14 protein-coding genes are annotated in these 11,281 nt (G+C 69.6%); 12 read left to right on the top strand and 2 right to left on the bottom strand.

The window, feature by feature from the left end:
* Positions 1-385, bottom strand: a 385-nt coding sequence (locus P2P98_RS16435; protein WP_275801335.1) for a M24 family metallopeptidase, incomplete at its 3' end; no start/stop codon positions are given.
* A 108-nt stretch (positions 386-493) separates the two neighbouring features.
* Here P2P98_RS16435 and P2P98_RS16430 point away from each other — a divergent pair.
* The 10 genes from P2P98_RS16430 (at position 494) to P2P98_RS16385 (ending at position 8,538) form a co-directional block, all read left to right on the top strand.
* Positions 494-985, top strand: coding sequence for an MFS transporter permease (locus tag P2P98_RS16430; RefSeq protein ID WP_275801334.1), 492 nt, complete (start codon positions 494-496; stop codon positions 983-985).
* A 160-nt stretch (positions 986-1,145) separates the two neighbouring features.
* On the top strand, positions 1,146-1,493 hold the full coding sequence (gene rplS, locus P2P98_RS16425) for a 50S ribosomal protein L19 (protein WP_058597687.1): 348 nt from the start codon (positions 1,146-1,148) through the stop codon (positions 1,491-1,493).
* A 143-nt stretch (positions 1,494-1,636) separates the two neighbouring features.
* Entirely contained in the window at positions 1,637-2,389 is a 753-nt protein-coding gene (lepB, locus tag P2P98_RS16420) for a signal peptidase I (protein ID WP_275801333.1), read from the top strand.
* A gap of 29 nt (positions 2,390-2,418) precedes the next feature.
* A complete protein-coding gene (locus P2P98_RS16415; protein WP_275801336.1) occupies positions 2,419-3,039 on the top strand; it encodes a ribonuclease HII in 621 nt (206 codons plus the stop codon).
* A 113-nt stretch (positions 3,040-3,152) separates the two neighbouring features.
* Positions 3,153-3,476 carry a DUF2469 family protein gene (locus P2P98_RS16410; RefSeq protein ID WP_013586353.1) on the top strand — a complete coding sequence of 108 codons (324 nt, stop codon included), beginning with the start codon at positions 3,153-3,155 and terminating at the stop codon, positions 3,474-3,476.
* A 106-nt stretch (positions 3,477-3,582) separates the two neighbouring features.
* Complete coding sequence (locus tag P2P98_RS16405) at positions 3,583-3,945, top strand: YraN family protein (RefSeq protein WP_275801330.1); 363 nt, start codon at positions 3,583-3,585, stop codon at positions 3,943-3,945.
* Complete coding sequence (locus P2P98_RS16400) at positions 3,942-5,465, top strand: YifB family Mg chelatase-like AAA ATPase (RefSeq protein ID WP_275801328.1); 1,524 nt, start codon at positions 3,942-3,944, stop codon at positions 5,463-5,465. The genes P2P98_RS16405 and P2P98_RS16400 overlap by 4 nt, the downstream gene beginning before the upstream one ends.
* Complete coding sequence (dprA, locus tag P2P98_RS16395; RefSeq protein WP_275801326.1) at positions 5,462-6,622, top strand: DNA-processing protein DprA; 1,161 nt, start codon at positions 5,462-5,464, stop codon at positions 6,620-6,622. The genes P2P98_RS16400 and dprA overlap by 4 nt, the downstream gene beginning before the upstream one ends.
* 123 nt (positions 6,623-6,745) lie before the next feature.
* A complete protein-coding gene (locus P2P98_RS16390) occupies positions 6,746-7,651 on the top strand; it encodes a tyrosine recombinase XerC (RefSeq protein WP_275801324.1) in 906 nt (301 codons plus the stop codon).
* A gap of 407 nt (positions 7,652-8,058) precedes the next feature.
* Positions 8,059-8,538, top strand: coding sequence for a DUF3060 domain-containing protein (locus tag P2P98_RS16385; protein WP_275801322.1), 480 nt, complete (start codon positions 8,059-8,061; stop codon positions 8,536-8,538).
* Positions 8,539-8,558: 20 nt separating this feature from the next.
* Here P2P98_RS16385 and P2P98_RS16380 read toward each other — a convergent pair whose 3' ends face one another.
* Entirely contained in the window at positions 8,559-9,059 is a 501-nt protein-coding gene (locus P2P98_RS16380; RefSeq protein WP_275801319.1) for a M23 family metallopeptidase, read from the bottom strand.
* Between the two features lie 341 nt (positions 9,060-9,400).
* Between P2P98_RS16380 and rpsB the strand changes: the two genes are divergently transcribed.
* Positions 9,401-10,294 (top strand): 30S ribosomal protein S2, encoded by an 894-nt coding sequence (gene rpsB / locus P2P98_RS16375; RefSeq protein WP_275801317.1) that lies wholly within the window; start codon positions 9,401-9,403, stop codon positions 10,292-10,294.
* Between the two features lie 143 nt (positions 10,295-10,437).
* Positions 10,438-11,265: a translation elongation factor Ts gene (gene tsf, locus P2P98_RS16370; protein ID WP_275801315.1), complete on the top strand. Its 828-nt coding sequence runs from the start codon at positions 10,438-10,440 to the stop codon at positions 11,263-11,265.
* The last annotated feature ends 16 nt before the right edge of the window (positions 11,266-11,281 follow it).

Raw genomic sequence — 11,281 nt, 5'->3', positions numbered from 1 at the left:
TGAGAGCGAGGTCCTCGTCGCGGGGAGTGCCGACCACGAACGAGACGGCCGAGTCGGCGACCCATCCGTCGACGGATGCTGCGAAGTCGAGCGACACGAGGTCACCGTCGCGCAGCACGTAGTCGTGGGGGAGGCCGTGGAGCACCGCATCGTTGATCGAGGTGCACAGCACCTTTCCGAACGGGCTCGCCCCGAATGACGGGTGGTAGTCGATGTAGCAGGACTGCGCCCCGGCGGTCCGGATCATGTCGTGCGCGCGGCGATCGAGGTGGAGGAGATTGGTGCCCACCTTGGTCTCGTCGCGCAACGTCGCCAGCACCTCGGCGACGAATCGGCCGGCCGGGCGCATCGCCTCGATCTCGGCAGGGGTGCGCAGTTCGATCATCGGTGGTTCCCTTCGTCACCGACCATTCTCCCCGATCCCGCCCGTCCGCCCGTCGCACGCCTTCCTCACTCATAGGCGCTGCACAGTGACGGTGCGTAGCCTCGCTCCATGGTGCTTCGCCGAGTGTTCCTCCGATGGCTGTTCCCTGCCGCCTTCGTTCTGCCGCTGTGGCTTTTCGTCGGGTGGATCGTGTTCGCCGGCGGAAGCGGGTGGGCGTTGCTCTGGCTGCTGATCGCGGCCCCGACCGTGTTCGTCTCGGAGATCCTCCTCACGCTGCTGGTCCGCGCGCGGGCCAGCGTGAGGCTCAGCGGCGCCGCCGGCTGGCGCGACATCGCCGGGCTCGGTCTCTGGCACCTCGTCATCGTCGCGTTGGGCTTCTACGACGCGCGGCTGTTCCTCGCTCTGCTGGCCCTCAGCGTGGTCGGTGCGCTCGTGCTCTTCTGGTCGTCGCTGTCGCAGCTGTGGAACGAAGCGCGCGGTTCGGTGACCGTTCTGCACGCGCAGGACGGCACCGCGTACATTCCCCCGACGTCCGAGCCGCCGCGCCCACGGACCGTCGGCGACGTGATCGTGGTGCCGGAGAACCGACCGGGGCACTGAGCCGGTTTGGTGCGGCTCGCGGGGCATGGCAGAATAGGCGTTTGTGCCCTGACCGGCTCTGCCTCAGGGGAGTCCCGCCGCATCCGCGGCCTCGGGCACGCCTCACCTTTTTCCCTCTTATCGTGCGATCGACCTGTGGCGGTCGCAGGAAGTGATGATCATGCAGATCCTCGACTCCGTCGACGCGGCTTCGCTCCGCTCCGACATCCCCGCCTTCGCCCCCGGCGACACCGTCAAGGTGCACGTCAACATCACCGAAGGCAACCGCTCGCGTATCCAGGTTTTCCAGGGCGTCGTCATCGGCCGCTCGGGCGACGGCGTGCGCGAGACCTTCTGCGTCCGCAAGGTCAGCTTCCAGGTCGGCGTCGAGCGCACCTTCCCGGTCCACAGCCCCGTGATCGACCACATCGAGGTCGTCACGCGCGGTGACGTGCGTCGCGCCAAGCTGTACTACCTGCGCAACCTCCGCGGCAAGAAGGCCAAGATCAAGGAGAAGCGCGACCGCTGAGTCGACTCTCTCGAACGCCCCGTGGCTCCGTCACGGGGCGTTCGGCGTTTTCATGGTCACGCCGTCCGGCGCAGGGCGTGCGATGTGCGACCCTTGTTGCTGCGGGTTCTCCGGTGTGCGGCGAGCCTGGTGAAGGATCTTGCATGAGCGACCAGACCGCGTCGACCCCGGATGCCACGGCATCCGCTTCTCCGGACCGTCGACGACGGGGATGGGGCGCCTTCCTGCGCGACATCGTCGTGATCATCCTGATCGCCCTGGTCGTCTCGTTCCTCGTCAAGACGTTCGTGGTGCGCTCGTTCTACATTCCCTCCGCGTCGATGAACAACACCTTGATCGAGCAGGACCGGATCCTCGTTGACGAGCTCACGCCGCGTTTCGGGCAGTACTCGCGCGGCGACGTGGTGGTCTTCCGCGATCCGGGTGGCTGGCTGCCGGTGAACACCGAACCCGCGCGTCCACCGCTGGAAGAGGGCGCGGATTGGGTGCTGTCGCTGTTCGGCCTCTCGGCGCCCGACAGCGATGACCACCTCATCAAGCGGGTGATCGGAACGCCCGGCGACCATGTCGTCTGCTGCAACGCCCTGGGGCAGACCTCGGTCAACGGCGTCCCCCTCGACGAGCCGTACGTGAAGCTCGCGCCCGGGGCTACGGCCCCCAATCCCGTTCCGTACGACATCACCGTTCCCCCCGGTTCGCTGTGGGTGCTCGGCGACAACCGGAACAGCTCGAAGGACTCCCGCTTCAACCAGGATCAGCCCGGACAGGGGTTCGTGCCGATCGACAACGTGGTCGGACGTGCCTTCCTGATCACCTGGCCGTTCTCGCGCTTCGGGCTCATCGACTTCCACCACAACGTCTTCGCGGGGGTGCCCGCCCCGGAGGCGACCCCGTGATCGAACCCACGCTGACGCTCGAACGGCGCATGCTCAAAGAGCACGCGCTGATCATCGCGTGCGACGAGGTCGGACGCGGAGCGCTCGCGGGGCCGGTGGCTGTGGGCGCCGCCGTGATCGATCCCGCGCGATCGCGCAAGCGCGTTCCGGCCGGGCTGCGCGATTCGAAGCTCGTCCCGGAGGCGCGCCGGCCCGAGGTGGCAGCCCGCGCGGCGGCCTTCGTCCAGCACAGTGCCGTCGGGTGGGCGAGCTCTGACGAGATCGATGAGATCGGCATCATCCGCGCCCTCGGGCTCGCCGCCGTCCGGGCGATAGCCGACCTTCGCGCGCACGGTGTCGTCCCCGAAGACGCGCTGGTCATTCTCGATGGGAACCACGACTACATCACCCCGGCGGGGGAGCGCGGCCTGCGCGTCCAGCCCATCGTCAAGGCCGACCGTGACTGCGCGAGCGCCGCTGCGGCATCCGTCATCGCCAAGGTCGCCCGTGACACCGTCATGACCTATCTGCACGACGACCTGCCCGCGTACGGCTGGGCGCGCAACAAGGGCTACGCGAGCCTCGATCACCGCGAGGCGATCTCGGCGCACGGCATGAGCGTGCACCACCGGCACTCCTGGGCGATCGCCGCAGCCCCCACGCTGTTCTGACTGCTTCGCTTCGCGGACGAGACGAGGCTGGACGTCGGCTGCGGGCCAGGACGCGCCCGGGTCGTCGACGCCGTGCGACCTGCGCGACCATGCGCGCCTAGGATGGAGAGACCATGGATGACGACGTCTTCGAGGATTACGACCGCGAACTCGAACTGGCCCTGTACCGCGAGTATCGCGACGTCGTGCAGCAGTTCCAGTACGTGATCGAGACCGAACGCCGGTTCTATCTGGCCAACGATGTCAACGTCGTCCGCCGCGACACCGAGCACGACTTCTACTTCGAGATCTCGATGTCGGACGTCTGGGTGTGGGACATCTACCGGGCCGACAGGTTCGTGAAGTCCGTGCGGGTGCTGACGTTCAAGGACGTGAACGTCGAAGAGCTCTCGCGTCGCGACTTCCAGCTGCCCGAAGAGCTCTCGCTCGACAACTGAGGATCACGGCGGGGCTCTCCTCCCCAATACGGTGAATCGCTGACTCCTCCACCGAAAGCGCCTTCCCCCCTCACGGCGACCGGCCGCGGCTGTCACGCTCTCGGGCATGGCAGCGAAAGACGAACTCGGACGAGCCGGTGAGAACCGCGCCGTCGCGCACCTCAGCAGTAGCGGCTATCTCATCCTCGATCGCAATTGGCGATGTCCGCAGGGCGAAATCGACATCGTCGCGGATCACCACGGGGCGCTCGTGGTCATCGAGGTCAAGACACGGACGAGTGAGGCGTTCGGTCACCCTTTCGACGCCATCGACGCGCGCAAGGCCGCTCGACTCTGGCGCCTCGCGATGGCGTGGATGGCGGAGCACCCCGAGGAGGCACGCGGTCGTCGATTGCGGCTCGACGCGATCGCGGTGACGGGGCCGGATCCGTCGACCGCGCGGCTCGAGCATCTCGAGGATGCCCTGTGACCGTCGCCCGTACCTGGGCGGTCGCACTATCAGGCCTCCGGGGCGACCTCGTGGAGGTCGAAGCCGACCTGTCGCAGCAGACCCCGGAGTTCTCGATCATCGGTCTCCCCGACAAGGCGTTGGGCGAAGCCGGTCGCCGGGTCCGCAACGCGTGTGCGAACCGCGGACTCGACCTTCCCAAGCGTCGGATCACCGTCAATCTCTCCCCGGCCAGCCTGCCCAAGCGCGGCTCGGGTTTCGATGTCGCCATCGCGGTGGCCGCGCTCGCGACGACGGGATCGATGGATGCCGCCCGCGTCTCCGCGACCGTGCACATCGGCGAGCTGGGGCTCGACGGGCGTCTTCGCCCGGTGCCCGGCGTCCTTCCCTCGGTGATGGTCGCCCGCAGGGCCGGTCATCGGCGCGTGGTGGTCCCCGCCGCGAACGCGGGCGAGGCGGACCTCGTCGAGGGAATGGAGGTCTGTGCCGCCGGCTGTCTCGCCGAGGTCGTGCGGTGGCACGGCGGCTCGTGCGACGCCGCGGACCTCGAGCCGGTCCTTCCTACGGTGCCGCCGGCCCGCGACGCTCCGGCGCTCGAACTCGCCGACGTCGTCGGACAAACCGACGCGGTGGACGCGCTGGTGGTCGCTGCCGCCGGCGGGCACCACATGTTGATGAGCGGTCCACCGGGGGCAGGCAAGACGATGTTGGCGCGCAGACTCCCCGGCATCCTTCCCGACCTGGACGACCAGGCAGCGCTATCGGTGGCCTCCGTTCGCTCGCTCTCGGGTGAGACCGTCGTACGCCTGTCTCGGACCCCGCCGTTCGAGAGCCCCCACCACGGCGCGAGCGCTGCGGCACTGATCGGGGGCGGGTCCGGCATCGTGCGGCCGGGGGCCATCGCCCGTGCGAGCGAGGGCGTGCTGTTTCTCGATGAGGGCGGAGAGTTCCCCGCCTCGGTCCTCGATGCCCTGCGCCAGCCGCTCGAGAGTGGGGAGATCCACCTTCATCGCTCGGGTGTGGCGGCGACCTACCCCGCGCGATTCCAACTCGTGGTCGCGACCAACCCCTGCCCGTGCGGGCAGTACGGCGTTCCCGGCGGTTCCTGCGAATGCCCGCCCCAGGCGATCCGTCGGTACACGCGCCGCCTTTCCGGCCCTCTGCTCGATCGGATCGACATCGATCTGCGCCTCCAACGGGTGTCCGCCGCGAGGCGCGGCACCGAGACCGCGACCATCACGACTCGTGAGGCGAGGGCCATCGTCGCCGACGCGCGGGAGCGCGCTGCCCGACGCTGGGCGGACACCCCCTGGTCGCGGAATGCGGACGCTCCCGGGACGTGGCTGAGAGGACCCGCGTCTCCATCCGTCGACGTGCTCCGCCCGCTCGATACCGCGCTGCGACGCGGCGCACTGACCCTGCGCGGGTACGACCGCCTGCTCCGCGTCGCGTGGACCGTCGCCGACATCGCTGGTCACGACGCAATCACGGTGGACGACATCGGGCGGGCGCTGTACCTCCGGCGGGGGATGAGCGCGTGAGCCTGCCCGATCTGTCTCCCGAGGCAGCTCGTGCTGCGCTCACCGGCATCTCGGGTGTGGTGGCCGGGATGGAATGCGAGGCATATGCACGCACGATCTGGAACGTCATCGCCGAGCCGGGGGACGGCGCAGCGGGGGCGCTGATCACCGCCGTCGGCGCCGTGGAGGCTCTGCGGACGGCCGCGACGCCGACGGACGACGAGTGGGCGGCGGCCCGCGCGCGGTGGTCGCCGAGGTTGCGCCCCGCGGCCGTCCGATCCGCTCTCGACGGCGCTCGACGAGCGGGGGCCCGCCTGGTGGTGCCCGGCGATCCCGACTGGCCGTCGCGTGTCGACGACCTCGGCTTCCACGCTCCCATCGCACTGTGGGTGCGGGGGAGCGTCCGAGACCCCCTCGCATCGGCCGTGTCGATCGTGGGTGCGCGCGCGGCGACGCCGTACGGCGAGGGGGTGACCGCAGATCTCGCCGCCGAACTCGGCGCATCCGGGGTCGCGATCGTCTCCGGGGCGGCCTATGGGATCGATGGGGCCGCTCATCGGGCGGCGCTGTCGACGGGCGCGACGACGGTCGCCTTCCTCGCGGGGGGAGTTGATCGGGCGTACCCGCGCGGGCACGAAGGGCTGCTCGAACGGATCGCCGTATCCGGCGCGGTCTGGAGCGAGACCCCGTGCGGATCGAGCCCCACGAAGTGGAGGTTCCTCGCGCGCAACCGCCTCATCGCCGCGATGGCGGACGCCGTGGTCGTGGTGGAGGCCGGATGGAGGAGCGGCTCACTGAACACCGCGGCGCACGCGGCGACTCTGGGCCGAGCGTTGGGGGCGGTTCCGGGGCCCGTCACCTCGGCGGCATCAGCGGGGTGCCATCGCATCCTGCGGGAGTACGGCGGCGTGTGCGTGACCTCGGCTGAGGACGTTCGCGAGATGCTCGGCGACGTGTCGATGACACAGGTTCCCGGGGGGTCTCCGGACGAGGGGCGGACGGACGAGACAACTCGCATCTTCGACGCTCTCTCCCCGCGCGTCGGGCGGCGGACGGACGACATCGCGCGCCGCAGCGGACTTTCGGTGGCAGAGGCGCAGACTCACCTCGGACTCGCCGAGCTCGAGGGGCGGGTGGTGCGGGACGACGACGGAGGCTGGCGTGCGGTGCGCGAGTGACGCGAGTCCGTGCGGCGTCGGTGTGCACTTGCCCACGACGCGGGCCGCCGGGAATCACCGTTCGACGAGGAGTCCGCGCGCGCCCTGTCACCCCTCGGCAGCGATCGGGGGCAATCTGGAGTCATGCGCTCTTCCGCCGCCGCAGAGGCGTTCCTGTCGCACCTTGCGACCGTGCGCCGACTCTCACCGGCCACCGTTCGCGCGTACCGATCCGACCTCGCAGACCTGGTGCGCTCGACGCGCGACCCTGAGCTGGCCGACCTCGACATCGAGATGCTCCGCGAATGGCAGTGGGAGGCGACGACCACCGGCCTGTCCAAAGCAACCGCCGCTCGACGGACGTCGTCCGTCCGTGCCTTCTTCTCGTGGGCGCGAGACGAGGGCCTCATCGACTTCGACCCGTCGGCTCGCCTCGTCGCCCCGAAACGGGGGCGGACCCTGCCCGTCGTCGCGACGAGTTCGGCTCTCGACGAGGTTCTCGCGAGCGCCGCAACCCGCGCCGAGACCGGCGATCCTCTCGAGCTTCGCGATCACGCCGTCCTGGAGATGCTGTACGGGTCTGGCGCGCGCGTGTCGGAGCTGTGCGGACTCGACCTCGACGACGTGGACCGTGACAATCGCACCCTGCGACTGCGCGGCAAAGGAGACAAAGAGCGAGTCGTTCCGTACGGCCTCCCCGCCGCGCGCGCACTGGATGCCTACCTCGTGCGCGGTCGGCCCGTGTTGAGCGCGCGCGACGATGGCGGGGCCGGACGCGCCGTGTTCATCGGTGCGAGGGGCGCGCGGCTCGGCCCGCGTGCCGTCCATGCGCTCGTGTCACGGGTCGTCGGCCCTGCAGTGGGAGCCGAGGCGCTCGGTCCGCACGCCTTGAGACATTCCGCGGCCACCCACCTTCTCGACGGCGGCGCAGATCTGCGGACCGTCCAGGAGATCCTCGGGCACGCGAGTCTCGGGACGACGCAGATCTACACCCACGTCTCGGGTGAGCGACTACGCGAGGCCTACCGGCTCGCGCACCCGCGCGCCTGAACTTCCGGCGAGTTCTTGCCGCGCGCCGCGTGATGCGCCGCGGGCTCGCGTCCTGTCTGCGCTCACCGACGGGCGAGCGCCAGCGGCCTGCCCATCGACCCGTGTCCGTCACGTGCCGCGTCAGCTGGGACGGCCGAGACCGGCGCGGAACTCGCAGAGGTCGGGACAGCTAGCGCCCGCCCCACCGCCAGCCGTACCGTGGAAGAGTGAATCGACGGGGACGTGCGCGAAGCGTCGCGCTGGCGGCAGGGGTTCTCGTCGCGCTGCTGACGGGCTGCGCGCTCGCGCCACAGCCGACCGTCACTCGCCTGCCCCCGGGGATGGGGGCAGGCGCGACACACCCCGCGGGGACCGTTCCGTCCCCGTCGGTGGTCCCCGCGAGCCCGTCGTTCACTGCGTCGACCCCGGTGCCCGCGGAATCCGCGTCCTCGAACAACGGGACCGGTAACGGCGACACGGGCAATGGCGGCACGGGCAATGGCGGCACGACGGACGGTGACGGGGTGACCTGCGCCGACGGAGAGTCCGCATCGATTTCGGGGAGCGAGAAGACCGTGCGCGTCGAGGGGGCGTGCGCCGCGCTATCGGTCTCGGGAAGCGCGCTGACCGTCGATGCGACGGCTGCGCGTATCGGCTCCCTCATGATCGCGGGGGACCGCGTCCGGGTGGACGCCGCCGAGATCGGCGCGGTCTCGGTGCAGGGCAACGACGGTGCGATCAGTTCAGCGGGGACGATCGGCAGCGTCGATTTGAGCGGTGACAGAACCCGGGTCACCGCGGTGGGCGCGATTTCGTCCGTCGCGGTCCGCGGTCAGAACAATACCGTGACCGCCGGCGGGGGCGTCGGCGACCGCGTGGTCGAGGGTCGCGACAACCAGATCGGTTGAGACGAGCTCCGCGTCGGGCTTCAGCAGCACGGCAGGAGCACCGCTCGCGGGACGCCACCCCAGAGGCGCAGGGGATTGATGTACTGCCCATGGAGCCGTACGCCGAAGTGCACGATCCCCGGCGCGGTGTGGCCACCCGCCACGACGGCACCCACCGGCGATCCCCGCGAAACGGCGTCTCCCGCAGCCAGCTCCGTCGTGACCGGTTCGAGAGTCGTCACCAAACCGTCGCCGTGGTCGATCGTGACGACAGGTCGGCCCGCGACCATCCCGGCGAACGCGATGCGGCCGGCCGCCGGTGCTCGAACGGATGAGCCCGCCGCAAGGTCCACACCGCGGTGACCCGGTCCGTACGCGTGGGCGGGTGCCTCGTAACGACGGACGAGCTGCACCTCGTCGACCGGCCACACCCAGCCGCGCTGCGCGAGATCATCCGTCGCCGAGACCGCAGCCGCCGGACAGATCACGGACACGACGATCGCGATCGCCGCGAAGACCGAGCGGAGAGGTGAACGCCACATGGGGTCAGTGTCGCCGGGGCGGCGGTCGTCGATGGCGCGGAAGCCGCGGAATGGGGACGAATCGGCGAAACACGCCGTGGGGGAGGAGCTGCCAGGGCGAGCGGTCTCCGATGCCCGTCCTGTACACTGGCAGACGCATCTCGTGTATTCGGGATGACTCCGCGTGCCCAGAGCGCAGCGCGCCGTCCTTCGGGACAGCGCATCGCGTGGCATCCACACCCCATGGTCCTCCGCTCCGGCGGTTGGCGGGTGTGCGCCGGGCACCAGGCTCGTCGGACGACTCGTCCGGCGCGATCAACCACAACCACGGCGCCCGAGCGCCCAGAAACAGGAGTACGACCATGGCCGTCGTCACCATCCGCCAGCTGCTCGACAGCGGCGTTCACTTCGGACACCAGACCCGCCGGTGGAACCCGAAGGTGAAGCGCTTCATCCTGACCGAGCGTTCCGGCATCCACATCATCGACCTGCAGCAGTCGCTCGGCTACATCGACAAGGCGTACGAGTTCGTCAAGGAGACGGTCGCGCACGGCGGCACCATCCTCTTCGTCGGCACCAAGAAGCAGGCGCAGGAAGTCCTCGCCGAGCAGGCGACCCGCGTGGGCCAGCCCTACGTGAACCAGCGCTGGCTCGGTGGCCTCCTCACCAACTTCCAGACGGTGTCGAAGCGCCTCGCCCGCATGAAGGAGCTCGAGGAGCTCGACTACGAGAACCCGGCGGAGAGCGGCTTCACCAAGAAGGAGCTCCTCCTCAAGAAGCGCGAGCTCGACAAGCTGCACAAGTCGCTCGGTGGTATCCGCAACCTGCAGAAGACCCCCTCGGCCATCTGGGTCGTCGACGCCAAGCGCGAGCACCTCGCGGTCGACGAGGCCAAGAAGCTCGGCATCCCCGTCATCGGCATCCTCGACACGAACGCCGACCCCGACGAGTTCCAGTACCCGATCCCCGGCAACGACGACGCGATCCGTTCGGTCAGCCTGCTGACGCGCATCATCGCCGACGCCGCCGCCGAGGGCCTCATCCAGCGTCACCAGCCCGCCGGTGAAGACGAGGCCGCCGAGCCCCTCGCCGAGTGGGAGCGCGAGCTCCTCGAGACCAACGCCGAGACCACCGAGGCCGCGACCGAGTCGGCTGCCGACGAGGCCGGTGCCGAGGCTCACGACGAGACCGTCGCCGCCGAGGCGGGCGAGTCCGCCGCCGAGGTCGCCGACGCCGAGGCCGCCGACAGCAAGTAAGCAGCGCGACGTTCGCGTCACCGCGACGTCACCCGCACAGGCTACGATCCGGCGGGGTCGTGACCGTACCTCCTGTGGAGGTGCGGCGCCACGGCCCCGCCGAGCTCTTATCAAGAACGCATACGACAAGGAGACGCCACACCATGGCAAACTTCACGATCGCCGACATCAAGGCGCTGCGCGAGCAGCTCGGCACCGGCATGGTCGACACCAAGAAGGCTCTCGAAGAGGCCGACGGCGACGTCGAGAAGGCCGTCGAGATCCTGCGCCTCAAGGGTGCGAAGGGCAACGCCAAGCGCGCTGACCGCTCCACGAGCGAGGGCCTCGTCGTCGCTCGCGAGAACAACGGTTCCGTGACGCTGCTCGAGCTCGCCTGCGAGACCGACTTCGTCGCCAAGAACGAGCGCTTCATCGCTCTCGCCGACAAGGTCGTCGACGCGGCCGCCGCCGCGGGCGCCGACTCGGTCGAGGCCGCCCTCGCCGCCGACGCCGACGGCCAGACCGTCGAGCAGCTGATCTCCGACGAGGCCGCGATCATCGGCGAGAAGGTCGAACTGCGTCGCGTCCGCACCATCTCGGGCGATAAGTTCGAGGTCTACCTGCACAAGACCAGCAAGGACCTTCCCCCGCAGGTCGGCGTGGTGCTCGCCTACACCGGTGACGACGCCGAAACGGCTCGCTCCATCGCGCAGCACATCTCGTTCGCCAACCCCTCGTACCTCACTCGCGATGCCGTGCCCGAGGCCGACGTCGAGAAGGAGCGCGAGATCGTCACCGAGATCTCCCGCAACGAGGGCAAGCCCGAGGCCGCCCTGCCGAAGATCGTCGAAGGCCGTGTGAACGCCTTCTTCAAGCAGGTCGCCCTGCTCGACCAGGACTACGCGAAGGACAACAAGCTGTCCGTCGCCAAGGTCGCGTCCGACGCCGGTCTGACCCTGACCGACTTCGCCCGCTTCAAGGTCGGCGCGTAACACCTCGACAGGCTGA

Origin of the sequence: Microbacterium sp. Kw_RZR3, from assembly GCF_029222405.1 — a bacterium.
Lineage (GTDB): Bacteria > Actinomycetota > Actinomycetes > Actinomycetales > Microbacteriaceae > Microbacterium.
This window is presented reverse-complemented; position numbering and strand designations above follow the sequence as displayed.